The 18439-nt window shown below is 66.7% G+C and carries 21 protein-coding genes; 15 read left to right on the top strand and 6 right to left on the bottom strand.

The genetic code is table 11. From position 1 onward, the window contains the following. Positions 1-3: 3 nt before the first annotated feature. Complete coding sequence (locus AC59JP_RS18245) at positions 4-2151, bottom strand: molybdopterin-dependent oxidoreductase (RefSeq protein ID WP_497327232.1); 2148 nt, start codon at positions 2149-2151, stop codon at positions 4-6. A gap of 13 nt (positions 2152-2164) precedes the next feature. Here AC59JP_RS18245 and AC59JP_RS18250 point away from each other — a divergent pair, with 13 nt between their 5' ends. Together AC59JP_RS18250 and AC59JP_RS18255 are read left to right on the top strand one after the other, a co-directional pair. Then, positions 2165-3436 carry an MFS transporter gene (locus AC59JP_RS18250; protein WP_497327233.1) on the top strand — a complete coding sequence of 424 codons (1272 nt, stop codon included), beginning with the start codon at positions 2165-2167 and terminating at the stop codon, positions 3434-3436. Continuing rightward, on the top strand, positions 3433-3843 hold the full coding sequence (locus AC59JP_RS18255; protein ID WP_497327234.1) for a DUF6992 family protein: 411 nt from the start codon (positions 3433-3435) through the stop codon (positions 3841-3843). The genes AC59JP_RS18250 and AC59JP_RS18255 overlap by 4 nt, the downstream gene beginning before the upstream one ends. Here AC59JP_RS18255 and AC59JP_RS18260 read toward each other — a convergent pair whose 3' ends face one another. Beyond that, positions 3844-4413, bottom strand: a complete 570-nt coding sequence (locus AC59JP_RS18260; protein ID WP_497327235.1) for an FAS1-like dehydratase domain-containing protein — start codon at positions 4411-4413, stop codon at positions 3844-3846. 78 nt (positions 4414-4491) lie between these two features. Here AC59JP_RS18260 and AC59JP_RS18265 point away from each other — a divergent pair, with 78 nt between their 5' ends. The 4 genes from AC59JP_RS18265 to AC59JP_RS18280 are packed head-to-tail and all read left to right on the top strand — an operon-like array spanning position 4492 to position 7468. Beyond that, positions 4492-4857, top strand: coding sequence for a VOC family protein (locus tag AC59JP_RS18265; protein WP_497327236.1), 366 nt, complete (start codon positions 4492-4494; stop codon positions 4855-4857). Positions 4858-4873: 16 nt separating this feature from the next. After that, positions 4874-5341 carry an SRPBCC family protein gene (locus AC59JP_RS18270; protein WP_497327237.1) on the top strand — a complete coding sequence of 156 codons (468 nt, stop codon included), beginning with the start codon at positions 4874-4876 and terminating at the stop codon, positions 5339-5341. Positions 5342-5360: 19 nt separating this feature from the next. Continuing rightward, positions 5361-6674, top strand: coding sequence for a WS/DGAT domain-containing protein (locus AC59JP_RS18275; protein WP_497327238.1), 1314 nt, complete (start codon positions 5361-5363; stop codon positions 6672-6674). A gap of 23 nt (positions 6675-6697) precedes the next feature. Continuing rightward, positions 6698-7468 carry a site-2 protease family protein gene (locus tag AC59JP_RS18280; protein WP_497327239.1) on the top strand — a complete coding sequence of 257 codons (771 nt, stop codon included), beginning with the start codon at positions 6698-6700 and terminating at the stop codon, positions 7466-7468. A gap of 6 nt (positions 7469-7474) precedes the next feature. On the opposite strand, the gene AC59JP_RS18285 is transcribed toward AC59JP_RS18280, so the two are convergent. Next, positions 7475-8014: a permease gene (locus AC59JP_RS18285; protein WP_497327240.1), complete on the bottom strand. Its 540-nt coding sequence runs from the start codon at positions 8012-8014 to the stop codon at positions 7475-7477. A 71-nt stretch (positions 8015-8085) separates the two neighbouring features. Here AC59JP_RS18285 and AC59JP_RS18290 point away from each other — a divergent pair, with 71 nt between their 5' ends. Continuing rightward, on the top strand, positions 8086-8679 hold the full coding sequence (locus tag AC59JP_RS18290) for a class I SAM-dependent methyltransferase (protein WP_497327241.1): 594 nt from the start codon (positions 8086-8088) through the stop codon (positions 8677-8679). A 180-nt stretch (positions 8680-8859) separates the two neighbouring features. Next, positions 8860-9597 carry a DUF1906 domain-containing protein gene (locus AC59JP_RS18295; protein WP_497327242.1) on the top strand — a complete coding sequence of 246 codons (738 nt, stop codon included), beginning with the start codon at positions 8860-8862 and terminating at the stop codon, positions 9595-9597. 183 nt (positions 9598-9780) lie between these two features. Here AC59JP_RS18295 and AC59JP_RS18300 read toward each other — a convergent pair whose 3' ends face one another. Continuing rightward, a complete protein-coding gene (locus AC59JP_RS18300; RefSeq protein ID WP_497327243.1) occupies positions 9781-10476 on the bottom strand; it encodes an Rv1157c family protein in 696 nt (231 codons plus the stop codon). A 372-nt stretch (positions 10477-10848) separates the two neighbouring features. Between AC59JP_RS18300 and AC59JP_RS18305 the strand changes: the two genes are divergently transcribed. Next, entirely contained in the window at positions 10849-12138 is a 1290-nt protein-coding gene (locus AC59JP_RS18305; RefSeq protein ID WP_497327244.1) for a mannosyltransferase, read from the top strand. On the opposite strand, the gene AC59JP_RS18310 is transcribed toward AC59JP_RS18305, so the two are convergent. Then, positions 12083-12370: a 4a-hydroxytetrahydrobiopterin dehydratase gene (locus tag AC59JP_RS18310; protein ID WP_497327245.1), complete on the bottom strand. Its 288-nt coding sequence runs from the start codon at positions 12368-12370 to the stop codon at positions 12083-12085. The two genes, AC59JP_RS18305 and AC59JP_RS18310, sit on opposite strands and share 56 nt — an antisense overlap. Between AC59JP_RS18310 and AC59JP_RS18315 the strand changes: the two genes are divergently transcribed. Continuing rightward, a complete protein-coding gene (locus AC59JP_RS18315; protein ID WP_497327246.1) occupies positions 12369-12788 on the top strand; it encodes a (deoxy)nucleoside triphosphate pyrophosphohydrolase in 420 nt (139 codons plus the stop codon). The genes AC59JP_RS18310 and AC59JP_RS18315 overlap by 2 nt on opposite strands. 15 nt (positions 12789-12803) lie before the next feature. Here AC59JP_RS18315 and AC59JP_RS18320 read toward each other — a convergent pair whose 3' ends face one another. After that, positions 12804-12983 carry a hypothetical protein gene (locus tag AC59JP_RS18320; RefSeq protein WP_497327689.1) on the bottom strand — a complete coding sequence of 60 codons (180 nt, stop codon included), beginning with the start codon at positions 12981-12983 and terminating at the stop codon, positions 12804-12806. 184 nt (positions 12984-13167) lie between these two features. Between AC59JP_RS18320 and typA the strand changes: the two genes are divergently transcribed. From typA to AC59JP_RS18345, 5 genes are all read left to right on the top strand, one after another. Beyond that, positions 13168-15087: a translational GTPase TypA gene (gene typA / locus AC59JP_RS18325; protein ID WP_497327247.1), complete on the top strand. Its 1920-nt coding sequence runs from the start codon at positions 13168-13170 to the stop codon at positions 15085-15087. Positions 15088-15109: 22 nt separating this feature from the next. After that, positions 15110-16894, top strand: a complete 1785-nt coding sequence (locus AC59JP_RS18330; protein WP_497327248.1) for an ABC transporter family substrate-binding protein — start codon at positions 15110-15112, stop codon at positions 16892-16894. Continuing rightward, positions 16891-17778, top strand: a complete 888-nt coding sequence (mshB, locus tag AC59JP_RS18335) for an N-acetyl-1-D-myo-inositol-2-amino-2-deoxy-alpha-D-glucopyranoside deacetylase (protein ID WP_497327249.1) — start codon at positions 16891-16893, stop codon at positions 17776-17778. The genes AC59JP_RS18330 and mshB overlap by 4 nt, the downstream gene beginning before the upstream one ends. 84 nt (positions 17779-17862) lie before the next feature. Then, positions 17863-18021 carry a hypothetical protein gene (locus AC59JP_RS18340; protein ID WP_497327250.1) on the top strand — a complete coding sequence of 53 codons (159 nt, stop codon included), beginning with the start codon at positions 17863-17865 and terminating at the stop codon, positions 18019-18021. After that, positions 18018-18428: a hypothetical protein gene (locus tag AC59JP_RS18345; protein ID WP_497327251.1), complete on the top strand. Its 411-nt coding sequence runs from the start codon at positions 18018-18020 to the stop codon at positions 18426-18428. The genes AC59JP_RS18340 and AC59JP_RS18345 overlap by 4 nt, the downstream gene beginning before the upstream one ends. The last annotated feature ends 11 nt before the right edge of the window (positions 18429-18439 follow it).

An 18439-nucleotide genomic window follows, 5' to 3' on the forward strand; every position in this document is an offset into this window, starting at 1 on the left:
GATTCAACCAACACTCGACGGCTCGGAATGTTTCCCGTCGGCCTTCCTCATCGTCACCGGTACCCCGTTGAACACGGCCGCACCGGTCAGCGACTCGGTCACGGCGTCGTCCGTCAGGTCGTTGGCGCTCGGACCCGTCAGCGTCGACGCCACGGACAGCCGAACCCCGTCCCGCCGGTGGCCGTATCCGTGGGGAATGCTCACCACGCCGGGCATGAGGTCGTCTGATTCACCCACCTCGATGGTGATTCGTCCGCTCGCCGACGTGACACACACCGTGTCACCGGAGGAGAGCCCGCGTGCCTCGAGATCGGACGGGTGCGCCAGAAGATGATGGCGCGCTGCGCCTTTCACCAGCCGCGGTGCATTGTGCATCCACGAATTGTTGCTGCGCAGGTGCCTGCGGCCGATCAGCAGCAGCTCGTCGGCGTTCGGTGTGGCGGCCAGCCGCTCGCGAAGCGTCGCGATTTCCTTCTCGATCGGTTCGGGCAGAAGGTCGATTCGCTTGTTCTTCGTGTGCAGGGCGTCAGGAAACGAGGGTGTCAGTGGCCCGAGGTCGATACCGTGCGGCGCCTTTCGCAATTTCGCCACCGTGACTCCTCGGCCGCTCAGCCGCAGCAGCACGTCGAGGCTGCGGACCGGGGAGAGTCGTAGTTTGACCGCATCCATCAGGTTGAACCGCCGCCCCACGGCGCGGCCGTACCGGATGGCGACGTCCCGATAGATCTCCCAGTCGTGTTTCTCGTCGGCGGCTTTCGGCAGCACCGCGGGGGAGAACCGACTGGTGTTGCGCACGGCGAAGTGGTGATGGAAGAGGTCGTAGTGATCGCGGGTCACCGCCGGCGCCGGCGGAAGGATCACGTCGGCATGACGGGTCGTCTCGTTGACGTAGAAGTCGAACGCCACCATGAAATCGAGGGACGGCAACGCCTCGCTCAATCGAGAACCGTTGGGAGCGGACAAGACCGGGTTCCCGGCCATCACGACCATTGCCCGAATCTGCCCCTGCCCCGGAGTCTCGATCTCGTCCGCCAGCGTCGCCGTCGGTAATTCGCCACCGAAATCGGGGAGTCCTCGGACCCGGCTACGGCGCCGTCCGAGTTCGCCCGGCTTCATCGTCTTGGTCTTGATCAAATTTGCCGCGGGCGTGGCCACCAGCGCACCGCCCACGGAGTCGAGGTTGCCGGTCACGGTGTTCAGCGCCTGAATTGCCCACTGGCACAACGCTCCGTGCTGTTGGGTGGACACCCCCATTCGCCCGTGGGCAACCGCGGACGAGGCCGTCGCGAAGTCGCGTGCGACCGTGCGGATGTCTCCGGGCGCCATGCCGGTGTGCGGCGCCACCGCCTCGGGAGTGAACGGCTCGACCGCCTCGGCAACGGCCTCGATGGAATCGACGTACTGCCGGGCGTTGGCCAGACCCTCGACGAGGACGGTGCGGAGGAGGGCCAGGAGGAACAGGGCGTCGCTACCGGGGCGTACGAACAGGTGTCTGTCGGCGAGCCGCGCAGTCTCGGTGCGCCGCGGATCGACGACGACGAGCGAGCCTCCACGTGCCTTCAGCGCCTTGAGTCGGTTGGCGACGTCGGGCACGGTCATGGTGCTCCCGTTGGACACCAGCGGGTTCGAACCGATCACGAGGAAATATGCGGTGCGGTCGATGTCGGGAATCGGCGCCAGCAACTGATGTCCGTACAGCAGGCGATGAATCACGAAGTGCGGCAACGTGTCGAGTGATGTGGCCGAGAAGCGATTACGCGTTCCCAGCAACGGTGAGAACCCGCCGATCCCGTGCGTCAGGGCTCCGAGACTGTGCGCCATGGGGTTTCCCCAGTACACGCCCACGGCATCCGGTCCGTGCTCGCGGCGCGTTCGGACGAGCCCGTCGACCACGAGGTCGTATGCTTCGTCCCACTCGATCTCGACCCACGTCGACCCGACCTTCTTGACCGGACGTCGGAGCCGATCGGGGTCGGTGTGCAGGTCGCCCAGCGCGAGCGCTTTCGGGCACAGATGGCCACGCGAGAGCGGGTCGTCGGAATCGCCACGCGTGGACGTGATGGCCCCGTCGTCGACGGTGAACGTGAGGCCGCACATGGCCTCGCAGAGGTTGCAAGCGCCCAGCCGATGCGTACCCGATTCCGCAGTCATAGGGTGATCTTCCATGAGCCGGTCCGCTGCGCTGACGTCCGGTACGTTCGCACTTCTGACCGCGCTCTACTTCGCTCAGGGCGTGCCGTTCGGCTTCTTCACCCAGGCGCTTCCCGTTGTCCTGCGCAGGTCGGGCTATTCGCTGGTGACCATCAGCGCCGCCGGCATCCTGTTCGCCCCGTGGGCGCTGAAGTTTCTGTGGGCACCCTGGGTCGATCGGTACGGATCGCGTCGGCGGTGGCTGCTCACCCTCCAAAGTCTCTCTGCTGCAATCGCTCTGGTCTTGGCCTGCCTCGACCTGTCCTCGACGCTTCGGTGGCTGTTCGTGGGAATCGCTGCCGTGAACCTGGTGTCGGCGACCCAGGACGTCGTGACGGACGGGCTGGCGGTGCGACTACTCGGGCCGCGCGGCCGCGGAATCGGCAACGGCATCCAGGTCGGTGCCTACCGCATCGGCATGGTGGTGGGAGGCGGCGCGCTGCTGTGGCTGTTCTCCATCGCGGGGTGGCGGACGCTGTTCGTGGCCATGGCGCTCCTGCTGATCGCGTCGACCGTTCCGGTGTGGACGATGCGGAAACAACTCGAGGCGGCCGACGCCGCAGGAGCAGGTGGGGACCGACCGTCGGCGCGTCGACTGCCCGTGGTCTGGCTCGAGCGCCTGCGCCGGCCGGGGATGGTGGCGATCATTGCGCTGGTCGCGAGCTACAAGTTCGGCAACTCGATGGGATCGGCCCTGGTGGGACCGTTCCTGTCGGACGTCGGGCTCACTCTGCCGCAGATCGCACTGATCGAGGGCGGTCTCTCGTCGGTGTCCGCCCTCGCGGGCGCTGCGGTCGGCGCCTGGTACGCCTACCGCTTCGGTCGCCGACGCGCACTGCTGTTCGCGGGCATCACGCAAACCGCGTCGCTCGCCCTCTACGGCGCGGTGTCACTCGGAGCGGATGCACTGCCTGTGATCGTGACGGCCTCCGTCGCGGAGCACGTGTTCGGGGGAGCGGCCACGGTGGTGGTGTTCGCACTGATGATGGACGCGTCCGACCCCGAGTACGCGGGAAGCGACTACACCTTGCTCGCGTGCGCCGTGGTGTTCTCGCAGGGAATCGCCGGTCTGGCGGCCGGGGTGGTCGGGGACATGCTCGGGTACCCGGCACTGTTTGCGACCGCGCTGGTCCTGTCCGGGATCGGGTGCGCCGTGATGGTGTCGGCGCTCGCGCGTGGTGTCGGTCCAGCGGGTTTGCGGGAAGCGAATCTTCTCGGCGGCGGGCGCGGCACACTGGAGGCATGATCGACATCGCCGCTCAGTCCGTCGCCGATCGGCTCGGCCGCCGTCTCACGATGTGGGGAGGAGGCAGCGTGGTGCTCGGCGGCGCGTTGGCGATCGCGAGTCCGTCTCCGGCCGTCCGTGCGTTCGGCGTTCAGAGTGCGGGGTGGGGAGCGATCGACCTGCTGATCGCGGGTGCGGGATCGCTGTCGAAGAAGCCTGCGAAATCGTCGACACTGCGAAAGACGTTGTGGGTCAACGCAGGTCTCGATGTCGGGTACATCGCGGCGGGCGCGCACGTCGCGGTGCGCAAGCCCCTCTTCGGAGGCCGGATCACTGCCGCGGAAGCCGTGGGGCACGGCGTCGCCGTGGTCGTCCAGGGAGCGGCGCTGTTGGTGTTGGACACGGTGCACGCCCGCGCCCTGAGCTGACTACGGCGTGCGGGTGCGGCTTTTCGAGGCGCGGGCCATCACGTCGTCGACCACTTTGGTGAGCGCGGGATCGATGGTGGCGCCGGTCTGAGCCATGAACGTCGTCCTGGTGGTGACCATGGGTCGACCGTTCTCGTCCGTGATGTCGTTCTTGATCACGATGATGTCGCTGCCGGCCAGCTGCCGAAAGGACTCCAGATACAGGTCCGAGGTGAGTCGATCGCCCACGCGAATCTGATTGTGGATCTTGAAACCCTGATCGATCTGCAGCAGGCTGCCCGGGTCGTAATCACCGATGACGTGCTCGAACAGGTTTTCCAGTGCGATGCCGCCCAGCACGCTGACGAAGGTGGGCGACGCGATGATCGTGTCGTGTCCCAGTGCGGCGGCGCCGGCCTCGGTGTGGTGGGCTGGATGCGCATCCTGAATCGCAGTGGCGAACTCGCGGATTTTCTCGCGGCCGACCTCGTAGAAGTCGGGCATCCGGAAATGTTCGCCGACCAGGCTGTGCATGTGCGCGGCCACGTCGCGCGTCTGCGCGTCGGGGCGACCGATTGTCGTTTGGGACATTTCACTAGATTAGCGGCAACGGTTGTGCTCTCACTCCACCCTGGACGAGTTCTGGAGTGCGAAATTAGTCTCACTGGTATGACGACACCCGCGATCGAGATGGACTACACCGTATTGGACTGCCCGGATCCGGGCGCCCTGGCGGCCTTCTACAGCGGCGTCCTGGGGTGGGACGTCGCGCGCGACGAGGGCGACTGGGCCGAGATCCGCGGCCCGGGTGCGCTGCGGCTGGCGTTTCAGCTCGCTCCCGACTTCACGCCGCTCGCGTGGCCCGAGGTGGGTGTCCACGCGCACCTCGATTTCGTGGTCGACGAGTTCGAGACGACGGAGCAGCACGTCCTGGGCCTGGGCGCCGAGCTGATCGACGCCTCGGACGACCACCCCACGTTCAGGGTCTACCGGGACCCGGCGGGGCACTTCTTCTGCCTCTGCGCGCGGGCGTGACCTACGATTCGCAGTCATGTCGTCGAACACGTTTCTCGTCGAGCGGTCCACCGTGGTGGATGCGAGCCCGGAAGCCGTCCACGCGCTGATCGACAATTTTCATCGGTGGGAATCGTGGTCGCCTTACGAGGGGATCGACCCCGATCTCGACAAGACCTTCACGGGCCCGGAATCGGGCGTGGGTGCGTCCTACGCGTGGTCCGGAAACCGCAAGGCCGGAGCGGGATCGATGACGATCACCGAGTCCGTACCCGGCGAAAAAGTGGTGCTGGACCTGAACTTCACCAAGCCTTTCGCGGCGCAGAACGTCACCACGTTCTCGATCGAACCTCGGGGCGGTCACATCGTGGTGCGGTGGCAGATGACCGGTAAGCAGAACGTGTTCTTCAAGCTGTTCGGGTTCCTGTTCAGCATGGACAAGCTGGTCGGCAAGGACTTCGACAAGGGGCTGGCTTCTCTCAAGGCGCGGGCCGAGGAGGCCTGAGCCGGGTCCGGTGCCGCGCATGGAGGCGTCCGACGCCCAGATGCTGTGGATGTCGGCGAAGATCCCCAACGATCAGTTCCTGCTGTTCTGCTTCGAGGATGCAGCTGCGGACGTTCGCGAGACGATCGTCGAACGGGCGAAGACCATCGACGCACTGCAATTGAAGTGCCGGGACGTGCCCTTCACGTTGGACTACCCGAACTGGGTTCCGATGCCGGTGACGGCGGCACACGTGCGGGAGCACCGGCTGCCGTCGTCGCGCTGGGAGGACTGCCGATCGGCACTCGAGGAGCTGATCACCACGGCAGTCGACGTTCACGAGACTCCGTGGCGCGTCCACGTCTTCGAGCCCGTGTCCGATGCGCCTCGGTGCCGCGGCACCGCTCTGGTGGTGGTGCTGCAGATCTCGCATGCTCTCGTCGACGGGCGAGGGGCGTCCGATGTGGCCCGGGCGCTCTTCGGACACGGCGACAGGCCAGGGCGTCCACCTCCGCGACGGACTCTGCATCCCGTCGTGTCCGCTGTGGCCTGGTTCCCCGGTCGGATCGTCTCGCTCGTGCGACTCGGCCGGATTGCCCAGCGCGAGAGTGCCCGGCTGGCAGAGGACACGGATGCCGGACGGGTTCCCGTGCCGTCCGACGGGCGGTCACTGCTCCCGATCAACTCGCGGCCGGGTTCGACGCGCAGCGTTCGACCGATCGTGTGCGACACAGCCGCGCTGCGGCGGCCCGGCGTGACGGTGACGGTCGGCGCGCTGACCGTGGTGTCGTCGGCTCTCGCTCGTTACCTCGAACATCACGGTCACGACGTGCCGGACGACCTGGCGGCGGAAACGACGCTCGGCAAAGCCGAAGCCATGTCGGTCAACAACTTTCGCAACGGATCCGTCGACCTTCATCCCGGGATCGCCGACCTCGTGGAGCGTGCCCGCGCCATCGCGACGTCCATGGACGAGCGGCGTCGACGCTTCGCGCATCCGTCCTTCGCCGCCGCCGACCGCGCCACGGCCGCCGTTCCCGCTCCACTGATGAAGTGGGGGACCCGCCAGTTCGATGCGGACGCCGTGCCGGAGCGAGTCGTCGGGCACACGGTTGTCTCCAGCGTCGATCGAGGGCGAGCCGATCTCACTCTCGGTGGAGGAACCGTGGTGTGGACGGCTGGATTTCCGGCCCTGTCGCCGGCGATGGGGTTGACGCACGGTGTGCACGGGATCGGTGACACCGTGACCATCACCATCGTGACCAGTCCCGCCGTCATGCCCGACGTCGACTTCTACGCCGATCTCGTTCGATCCGCGGTGCGCGACGTCGAACAGGCATTCCGGGCCACCTGACGAACGCGCCTATCCTGGCGCCCATGGCAATGCGAACCGCGGTGCGTCCGAGTCCGGTGTTCCTCGGCGTGATCGCCCTTGCCGCGATCGGCGGCGCACTGGCGTGGAATGCAGTGCCGGGGAGTGCGATGTCCTACGCCGGCGTCTTCGTACTGGTGGTCGCGGGCTGGGTGGTGTCGCTGTGCCTGCACGAATTCGGGCACGCCATCACCGCGTGGCGCTTCGGCGACCACGACACCGCAGCGCGCGGATACCTCAGCCTGAACCCGTTCAAGTACACCGTGCCGTCGCTGTCCATCGTGCTGCCACTGGTGTTCATTGCGCTCGGCGGCATCGGATTGCCCGGTGGCGCAGTCTGGTTGAACACGGCCGGCATGACGCGGCGCCAGCGGACCATCGTGAGCCTGGCCGGTCCGCTCGCCAATGCTGTTCTGGCCGTGGTGCTTCTGATCGTGATCAGCTCGTTCGGCCTGACAGGGGAGAACCCGTCGTTCTGGTTCGGGTTGAGCTTCCTGGCTCTGCTGCAGGTGATCGCGGTGATACTCAACCTGATACCGATTCCGGGACTCGACGGCTTCGGTGCGATCGAGCCGTACCTGTCGCCGTCCACCCGACGCCAATTCGCGCAGATCGCGCCCTACGGAATCCTCATCGTCTTCGCGCTGCTGTTCGTGCCCGCGATCAACCGGGCATTCTTCGACGCGGTCTACGCGCTTTTCGGAGTGTCCGGCGTGCCGTCGCTCTGGGCGCAGTACGGCAGCGCCCTCACTCGCTTCTGGACGCAGTGGTACTGATCGGGCTCAGCTCGTGACCGGGGCGGACCGAGCGGCTCGCTTGGTCGCCCGCCGTCGTCCCGCCCGAACCAGGACGAACGCGAGAAGGACGAAGACGACCACCGCGATGATGGCGCCCGTGGCCGTGGCACCGCGGAATCCCGGCGCCTCCGTGTCGAGCGTGCGCTCACCGGCGTGCGCCGCGTTGTTGCCGCCCAACACGATCGACAGCGTCAACAAGTTCGGGATGGCCGTCACGACAGCGAGAACCACCGACACGATCGCGACGAACTTCGCTCCCCGACGCTTCCGGCCGGACCACGCGGAATAGAAGAACAACAGCGGCACCAGCGTGCAGACGACGCCGAACACCAGTCCCCACAGAATTCCCTTGTGGAAGGTTCCCGTGGCGAGATCGGCCACCCGCAGGCTCCACCAGCGCGGGAGAAAGGCGGCCAGAACGAAGTATGCGACCACCAGGACCACGACACCGACACCGGCGACGATGGCTTTACGCTTTGCGGTCGAACCGGACTTGGGCGCGGGCGACGTCGCTTCGGCTGTCATGGTGGCAAGTCTAAATGGGCGGGGTGTCCGGCACGGCGGAGCCGCAGGTCGGTAGCTATATCGTGACCGACATGGCCAACAAATCGAGCACGAGATGGGCTGCCGAACGCACCCCCGACGACTCCCACGCCTACGTCGAGCGATTCCGGGAGTTGGAGGCCGGCGACATCGACACCGACGGGGAAGCGCGGTTCGTGGACGCCGTCCTCGCCCGTGGGTCGACGGTTCTCGACGCCGGGTGCGGGACGGGACGCGTCGGCGCAGCTCTGGCGCGCCGCGGTCACCGGGTGACGGCCGTGGACCTCGATCCGATTCTGGTGGCGGAGGCGCGTCGGCACGACAACCTGGACGTGTACCAAGCCGACCTGGCCGAGTTGAACCTCGACGGCGCACCGTTCGACGCCGTGGTCGCGGCGGGCAACGTCATGGTCTTTCTGGAGCCGGGCACGGAAAGCGTTGTCCTGCAGCGCTTCCACGCGCACCTTCGTCCCGGCGGCGTGCTGATCTGTGGGTTCGCCACGGATCGCGAGTACACGGTGGCGGACTTCGTTCGGGAGGCGTCCGCGGCCGATTTCGTCGACGTTCGGTTGTTCTCGACCTGGAATCTCGATCCGTGGACCGACGATGCCGAGTGGGTTGTCGCGGTAGCGCGCACGCCACGCTGACGTAGCAGCTGGGGCTGCTGTAAATGACAGCGGTGGAAGTTACCGATGAGTTTTTTGGTGACTAGCGAGGTTCATGTGGTGTGTGGTGCAATGCGTGGGCAAACATCAAAACGTAGCAGTGACCTCGCATCGAATCGGTGAGGCACGCCGGGGTGCGCGATGTACGAAGTGAGGGTGGCAGTGCCAGGAGTTTCAGACGTCTCGCGTCGAGGTCTGTTCAGGATTGCCGCGGCGGGGTCCGCGGTCGTCGGCGTCGCAGCGCTCGGGTCGCGTGCACGAGCGCACGCCGATCCCGCGATTCTCGGAACGGTCGTCGACTACGCCGGCGGGGTTCCGACCCCGCTGTCGATCATCGCGGACGGACACAAGGGTGCCGTGCGGTACGTCTCGGATCGTCGACCGGGCGCGGAGTGGATGGTGGGCAAGCCCATGACCGCGGACGAGGCGGAGGGCCTGAAAGCAGTCGGAGCCGAGGTGGTGTCGTGCTACCAGTTCGGTAAGGGCGCCACCGCGGACTGGCGTGCGGGGCTCGAAGGCGGCAAGAAGCACGCGGCGCGCGGCCTCGAATTGCACCAGGCTGCAGGCGGACCCGACGATCGGCCGATCTACGCGTCCATCGACGACAACCCGACCCCGATCGAGTTCGCCACGATGATCGCGCCGTACCTGATCGGATGGCAGTCCGTGATCGGCGCCGAGAACCTGGGCGTCTACGCGAACTCGCCGACGATCGATCTCGCGAACGCGGCCGGGCTGGGAACCTTCTTCTGGCAACACAATTGGGGTACACCCAAAGGTTACGTGAATCCTGCCGCACACCTTCATCAGGTGCGGATCGACAAGGACACCATCGACGGTGTCGGCGTGGACATCAACAACATCCTGAAGCCCGACTACGGGCAGTGGTCCCTCGCCTGATCGCAGGCACCGCAACGACAGAGGAGAGCGCAGTGAACGTCGTCATCGACTTGTTCTACACAGTGCTGGACAGCATCTACACGAGTTTGTCCAGCATGTTCGGGTCCTCGTAGGGCCCCATTTGCCGACAATATGGCCGTGATCACCGCACCCGGAGTGCTGATCACGGCCATATTGCCAGGCTCAGACTACGAACAATCCCACCGTCGGGAAGAAGGTGCAGGGACGTCCCGCCGTCGTGGTCACGGACCCGGTGATGGCCGCCATGATGCGACCCTTCCCGGTGTCGGCGATCGCGGACAGGGTGGACGGGCCGTCCGGGTTGATCTTCGCGGCGCCGGTGAGCGTCGCGGTGCCCGTCTTCAAGGTGTCTATGTTGACCCAGGACACCGTCATCGGTGCGGTCTGCTCGGCGGCCAGAGGCGCCGTACCCAGGGCGGTGAACACGAACCCGGCCTGCGCCGTGCCCGGTCCCGGAGGCGGCAGCTGAGCGGGGCCGGGAACGGCCAGGGCCGTGCCGACGCTGTCCGCGGTCGGCGAGATGCATCCACGCCCGAGGGTGGGGTAGAGGAACTGCGCGATGACAGGCCCGTTCTCGGGGATGTCCGGTCCGCCGCCGGCGCTGCCGTCGAGGAACGTGATCACCGAGGACAGCGTCGTCTTGGTCTGCGCCGGGAGCGGTGCGGTGGCGAGGATCGCACGAGCCTGTGCCAGCAGTGCGTTGGACGTGCCGGCGACCTCGGTGGGTGCTGCGACGGCGGCGAACACGGCGGGCGCGAGGAACGACAGCGGCAGTGCCGATTCGCCTTCGGGTATCGGTTGCGGCAGTGGCGCGGCCGACGCGGTCGTCGGTGCGGCAAGGGCGCAGGCGGCTGCCATGGCGATGCCGACCAGTGCTGAACGCGTAACACGACTGCGGTGCACCGTGCCCCCATCTCGTCTAGGTGTAGAGAGCCGGGGATCGCAGACCCCCGACTAAGCTTGCGGAACTTCCGAAAGGCGAAAATTCTCACCGTCCGGGCTCCGGGTGGTCACTCTATGTACACAGCGCGACCGTTGTACAGCCGCCCGATGTCCCGATTGACCGTGTCGTTTCCGACTTTTTGAACCATATCCTGTTAATGAAGTGAAAATTGAGGTTGTTGATACAAATGTTATCGATCCTCTTGTGGTGATCGATCAACGCGGGCTGTGTACACGAGGCGCCGTCACAGGCGGCTAAGCTCCGTCGGGGAACGCCATGTCCTGACCATGTCGCTTCCGTCCCAACCAATTCTTTCGAGGAGCACGCGGACAGTGACAGCGGTACCGCGTGAGCGTCTCCACCCCGTCCTCCGCGCCGCGCCCTACCTGTTGGCCGCGACGCTTCTGTTCCGCATCGTCTGGACCTTCTTCACCGCGAACGGGATGAACTGGGTCGACCTCCATGTCTACGTGGACGGGTCCGCGTCGCTCGTCGGGGGAGACCTCTACCGGTTCGTCTATGCCGATCAGACTCCGGACTTTCCGCTCCCGTTCACCTATCCACCGTTCGCGGCCGTCGTGTTCTTCCCGCTGCACTACCTGCCGTTCACGCTCGTCGGCATCGCCTGGCAGGTGGCCACCATCGCGGCTCTCTACGCGGTGGTGCGCATCAGCATCCGCCTGGTCGTCGGCGACCGCGCCGACCTCCCGTCCTGGCGCCGCGCGGCACTGCTGTGGACCGCGGTGGGAATCTGGACCGAGTCCATGCGCACGACGATGGACTACGGACAGGTCAACGTGTTCCTCGTGCTCGGAGGGATGTTGGCGGTCCGCAGTGCGCGGTGGTGGGTCTCGGGCGGCATCGTCGGCTTCGTGGCCGGAATCAAGCTGACTCCGGCCATCACCGGGCTCTACTTCCTGGCGCAGCGACGCTGGAAGGCGGCGGTGTTCTCGGCGGTGGCGTTCTTCGCAACCATCGCGGTGAGCTGGCTGATCGCGAGCGAACAAGCTCGGCAGTACTTCACCGAGATACTCGGCGACGCCAACCGCATCGGACCGGTTGCATCGGTGTGGAACCAGTCGCTACGCGGTGCGCTGAGCCGCATCATGGGTCGTGACGTCGGCAACGGCCCGCTGTGGCTGATCTGCGCCGCGGTACTGCTCGTTCTCGCCTTCCTGGCCTGGCGGGCACTGCGCCGTGACGACCGACTCGGCACGATGCTGATCGTCCAGTTCGTCGGGCTCCTGATCTCACCCATCTCGTGGTCGCACCACTGGGTGTGGGTGGTTCCGCTGTTCGTCTGGCTCCTGCACGGGCCATACGGGAGCTACCTCGGAACTCGCATCGTCGCCGGATACTGGCTCGTCACCACCGTCGTGGGTGTGCCCTGGATTCTCAGCTTCTTCCAGCCGTCGATCTGGGAGGTGCAGCGACCGGCGCTGCTCGCCTGGCTCGGCGCAGTCGACGTCGTCGGGAGTGTGTTGTTGTTCGGATGGATCGCCTACATCGGCAGGCGGTCGACTACTGCTGCGCCAGCCGATCGATCGCTCCGGCAAGAACCACGTCCAAGCTCGTGATGCCACCCGACGAGTGCGTCGACAGCGAGTAGGTCACCGATCGCCAGCGGATGTCGATGTCGGGGTGGTGGTCCATCGATTCCGCCTCACGCGCGACCGCGCCGACCAGATCGATGGCGTCGAGGAAGGTCGACGACGTGATCGTCCGGCGGAGCGAGTCACCGTCTCTCGTCCACTCCGTGAGCTGAGTGAGTGCCTCGTCGATCTGCGCGTCGTCCAGAAGTTCGGCCATGACTCCATGGTCCTCGGGAAAGATGGGTGTGGTGCCGGAATCACGAACAGTCGTCGCGGGAGCCGTGATCGTCGATGCGCGACTTCTTCTCGCTCAGCGTGCGCACCCGGCCGAGCTCGCCGGTCGGTGGGAGCTGCCCGGCGGCAAGGTCGAACCGGGTGAGGAGGACGCAGCCGCGCTGACGCGTGAGCTCAGGGAGGAATTGGCGATCGACGTCGTCGTGGGGGATCCCATCGGTGCGGACGTCGATCTGGGCGGTGGGCTCGTCTTGCGCGCGTATCGGGTGAGCGTGCTGTCGGGTTCCCCTGCGCCGCTCGAACATTCGGCTCTGAGGTGGTTCGATGCGGCAGAACTGCACACCGTCGATCTGGTCGATGCCGACAGGCAGTGGATCCCGGACCTGGTGGCGCTGCTCTGATGGTGAGGCGAGTCCTCAGGCCGCCCGGGCCTTCTTCAGACCCTTCTTCAGGTCCTTGCCGCACACGCCGGCGCTCTCGAGCTTCTTCATGCGCATCACCACGACCGGACACGTCATGCACCGGATGTCTTTACGGCAGCACTTCTTCTTCGGCTTCATGCCGGCGACCTTGGCGGCGGCTGTCTTCTTCGACACGAAGGTGAGGGTAACTTAACTCGCTGCGCTGGGGAAGGGCACCCTCACTGCCGTGCGTGACTGCGATCACTGCGGCCCTACCGCTAAACTACAGCGGTCGCACTTTTGCTCGCGACGCAGCGTGCTCTCTGGGAGACGAAGCCGCTGGCTCTTCACCCCGCACACGACCAACGGAGATTTCTGCGTGACCAGCCCCACTGCACCGACCACCTTCCGCAATGTTGCCATCGTCGCGCACGTCGACCACGGCAAGACCACTCTGGTCGACGCCATGCTCCGTCAGTCCGGTGCCTTCGCCGAGCGTGCCGAGGCCATCGACCGCGTGATGGACTCCGGTGACCTGGAGAAGGAAAAGGGCATCACGATCCTGGCCAAGAACACGGCCGTCCACAAGCGCAACGCCGACGGCAGCACCACCGTCATCAATGTGATCGACACCCCCGGCCACGCCGACTTCGGCGGTGAGGTCGAGCGCGGCCTGTCCATGGTCGACGGTGTCGTCCTGCTCGTCGACGCATCCGAGGGGCCGCTGCCGCAGACCCGCTTCGTGCTGCGCAAGGCGCTCGCCGCGTCGCTGCCCGTCATTCTGGTCGTCAACAAGACCGACCGTCCCGACGCGCGCATCGAGGAGGTCGTCTCCGAGAGCCACGACCTGTTGCTCGACCTCGCGTCGGACCTCGACGACGAGGCCGCCGAAGCCGCCGAGCTCGCACTGGACCTCCCGGTTCTGTACGCGTCGGGCCGCGAGGGCAAGGCCAGCAAGAAGCAGCCCGAGAACGGACAGGCTCCGGACGCCGAGAACCTCGACGAGCTGTTCGAGATCCTCCTCAGCTACATCCCGGCCCCCAAGGGCAACGTCGACGCGCCACTGCAGGCTCACGTCACCAACCTCGACGCGTCGGCCTTCCTCGGTCGTCTCGCCCTGGTTCGCATTCACAACGGCGAGCTGAACAAGGGTCAGACCGTCAGCTGGATGCGCGAGGTCGACGGCGAGCCCGTCGTGCAGAAGACCAAGATCACCGAACTGCTCACCACCATCGGTGTCGAGCGCGTTCCCGGTGAGAAGGGTGTGGCCGGCGACATCGTTGCCGTCGCCGGATTCCCCGACATCATGATCGGCGACACCCTCGCCGACCTCGAGAACCCGGTCGCACTCCCGCGCATCACCGTCGACCAGCCCGCCATCTCGGTCACCATCGGAACCAACACCAGCCCGCTGGTCGGACGCGTCAGCGGCCACAAGCTGACCGCTCGCATGGTGAAGTCGCGGCTCGACCAGGAACTGGTCGGCAACGTCTCGCTCCGGGTCCTCGACATCGGCCGGCCCGACGCCTGGGAGGTGCAGGGCCGTGGTGAGCTCGCGCTCGCCATCCTGGTCGAGCAGATGCGTCGTGAAGGTTTCGAGCTGACCGTCGGCAAGCCCCAGGTGGTCACCAAGCAGGTCGACGGCAAGCTGCACGAGCCGTTCGAAGAGCTGACCATCGACACCCCCGAGGAGCACCTCGGTGGCGTCACCCAGCTACTCGCCGCCCGCAAGGGAAAGATGGTTCAGATGACGAACCACGGCGCAGGCTGGGTTCGTATGGAGTTCATCGTCCCCTCGCGCGGTCTCATCGGCTTCCGCACGGACTTCCTCACCGACACGCGCGGCACCGGCATCGCCAACGCCGTCTTCCACGGTTACGCACCGTGGGCCGGCGAGATCCGCGCGCGCCACACCGGCTCGCTCGTCTCGGACCGTCAAGGCAGCGTTACCCCGTTCGCCATGATCCAGCTGGCCGACCGCGGAACGTTCTTCGTCGAGCCCGGTGCGGACACCTACGAGGGCATGGTCGTGGGCATCAACCCCCGCCAGGAGGACCTCGACATCAACGTCACCCGCGAGAAGAAGCTGACCAACATGCGTCAGTCCTCCGCCGACGTGATGGAGACCCTCGCCAAGCCGAAGAAGCTCGACCTGGAAATGGCGATGGAGTTCTGTGCCGGTGACGAGTGCGTCGAGGTCACGCCGGAGGTCGTCCGCGTGCGCAAGGTGCACCTCGACTCCAACGAGCGTGCGCGTGAGCGTTCGCGCAGCAAGTCGCGTGACAAGGCTGCTCTGTAGTCGGCGACGAGACGAACAGACGGTGGGTCTCCTCCGACTGACTGCAACTCGGTTCGTCGTCGGTGTCGTCGGCCTCGTGGTCGCGGTGTCCGGATGTACTGCGGACCCGCCTCCGGCGATTCAGAGCACGGAGACGCCCGAGTCGAGTCCGCCGGCGGCGTCGGCGGCGGGAAATCCCGTCGTCGTCGCCATCGACGACGTCGGGACGGGGTTCAATCCGCATCTGCTCGCCGATCAGTCCCCTGCCAACACCGCGGTGAGCACCCTGGTCCTGCCGAGTCCGTTCCGCCGTCTGGCCTCGGAGGGCGGCGCGTCGACGTGGGGTCTCGATGCTGCACTGATGGTGTCGGCGGAGGTGACGTCGCTCGCGCCGTTCACGGTGACCTACGTTCTTCGCGACGATTCGCAGTGGTCCGACGGCGCACCGATCGCGGCGGAGGACTTCCGCTACCTGTGGCAGCAGATGATCACCCAGCCGGGTGTCGTCGATCCGGCCGGGTACAACCAGATCGAGGACGTGCAGTCCTCGGGCGGCGGCAAGACGGTCGCGGTCACGATGAAGTCGGCCTATCCGGCGTGGCGCGAACTGTTCACCGACCTGCTTCCGTCCCATCTCGTGAAGGATTCGCCGGGCGGTTTCGAGCAGGGTCTGCGGGACAACGTCCCCGTCTCGGGTGGGCAGTTCCGCATCAAGTCGATCGACAAGGGCCGTGACGAGATCCTGCTCGAACGCAACGATCGGTTCTGGGGTGCCCCCGCGACCCCCGATCAAATTCTTTTGCGGCGCGGGGGCTCGGCGGCCCAGTTGGCGGATTCGATGCGCTCGGGTGACGCACAGGTCGCGCAGGTTCGCGGCGGCGCGGCCACCGAGGCGCAGCTCAGCGCCATCCCGAACATCCGGACGGGCAACATCTTTCAGCCTCGCTCTCTGGCGCTCACCATCAACGGTCGAGTTCCGGAGCTCACCGATCCGAACATCCGGCGCGGCATCCTGGGTCTGCTCGATCAGAACCTTCTGGCGATCGTTGCAGCGGGCGGGGAATCGGTGGCCCGATCGGCGGGCGCGCAGATCCTGTCGCCGTCCCAGCCGGGCTACGCGAGCACCGAACCCACCCCGATCGGCCGGGTCGCCGCCATCGAATTGCTCACCGCTGCAGGCGTCTTCGCGGGCGCACCGGCTCCCAGCCCCACTCCGACGGTGTCCGCGACGCCGACGGCGACACCGACACGCACGGGTGACGGACCGGTGCTTCTGAACTTCGTGATCGGAGCACCCGAGGGCGACGACATCGCGACGGCCGTCGCCAACACGGCCGCGGATCAATTGCGCGACGCCGGGATCGAAGCCAGTGTGGCCCCGACGGATCCGCAGGAGCTGTACGGAACCGCACTCACCACCGGAGCGGTCGATGCGGTGGTCGGGTGGAATCGTGCCGTGTCCGACCCCGCGACGGTGATGGCGTCTCGGTTCGGATGCCCCGCCGCTGGATCGGCTGTCGCGCCGTCGAGTGCCACGGAGACCGCCGATCAACGCGCCCCCGAACCGCTCCTGCTGAGCAACGTTTCGGGACTGTGCGATCCCAGCCTTCAGGCGTCGTTCGACCAGGCGCTCGCCGGGACGACCGACGTCGGCCGGGTCATCGCCGAGGCGGAGCCGAAGTTGTGGTCGCTCGCCGCCGTGCTTCCGATCGTGCAGGACACCTCCGTCGTCGCCGTCGGACCGGGCGTGGCCGGGGTGTCGCTCGCCGGGCCGCCGGAGCTCGGGGTCTTCTCCGACGCGGCGCAGTGGATGCGGACGGAGCAGTGACCGACACGTCGGCGCGACGGATTCTGTTCGTTCACGCTCACCCCGACGACGAGACCATCACCACCGGCGGCACCATTGCGGCCGCCGCGCGTTCCGGTGCGGAGGTCACGGTGCTGACCTGCTCGCTCGGCGAGGAAGGCGAAGTCATCGGTGACGAGTGGGCCGGGCTGGTCGCCGACCGCGGTGATCAGCTAGGCGGCTACCGCATACACGAATTGACCTGTGCGCTGGCCGAATTGGGGTGCGCGCGACCACGTTTCCTCGGCGGCGCCGGCCGCTGGCGCGACTCCGGCATGGTCGGGACACCCGCGGCGAACCACCCACGCGCCTTCGTTCGCGCCGACCCCGACGAAGCCGTCGGAGCGATGGTCGCCGTCATCCGGGAGCTGCGCCCGCACGTGGTGGTCGCCTACGACCCGGCCGGCGGGTACGGGCACCCGGATCATCAGCAAGTTCACCTCCTGACCTCGGCGGCGTTCGACGCGTCGGGGGACCCGGCTGCGTTCACGGGCGCGGGGGAGCCGTGGGCCCCGTCGAAGATGTACTGGACGGTGACCGGTGCTTCCCAGTTGGCGGACGGTCTCGCCGACCTCGGTGAGTACCCGGCCCACTGGACGTTCCCCGAGCCCGGCGAGCTTCCCTCCGTTCCCGACGCCGACGTGACGACCTCGGTCGACGTTCGCGCGGTGGGGGAGGCGAAGCGGGCAGCGTTTCGAGCCCACGCGACCCAGGTGACCCTGGCGAGTGGTGGTCGTGCGTTTGCCTTGTCCAACAACGTGGTTCAGCCGGTGTTCGACGACGAGCAGTACATCCTGGTGCGGGGACCACTCGGGGAGACCGGTGACGACGGCCGCGAGAGCGACCTCTTCGCAGGCATCGGGTGAGAGTGCGTTCCGCAGGTCGAAGTATGCTGTGAGCGTCATCACCGATCGCTCCTCGGACGGTGAGCACGACCCCGGGAGGGAACCATGATGTTCAACTACGACATTCAGAACGCGATTGTGGCGTTCGTCGATTCCATCCGTCCGATGGGGGACGCGCAGGCTGCGCTCTACGAGTCGATCCTGTCTCAGTTCGCCAACGCCGCAAGCGGATTCCTGACGTCGATCGGCTATCCCCCCCGTTGACGGAGCCCTCCACACAGACGTTCACCAGGGGCAGATCGGTACTCGAGGCGGTCTCGGTCGCCACCGTCGCCGCACTCACCTTCGACGGTTTTCTGTGCGCCGTCGTCGGTGCGCTCTTCCTTCCCCTGTACGCCGGCTCCACCCCGTTCCCGATCAGCGCGCTCGCCGCAGGGGCGCTCAACGTCGTCCTCGTGCGGGCGGCGATGGCCGTGTCCGGAAGCATCGGCCAGGGTTCCCTCCCGCTGGTCGGGTTCTTCCTCGGTCTCGTGCTGTGTGCGCTGGGCGGACCGGGCGGCGACGTGATTCTGCTCGCCGACTGGCGCGCAGCGCTGTTCCTCGTCGCCGGCGTCGCACCGCCCGCCCTGGTGCTCTACACCGCTCGCATCAAGGCGCTCACCCGAGGCTGACCGGGGTCGAC

Source organism: Rhodococcus sp. 320_ES (assembly GCF_059691855.1).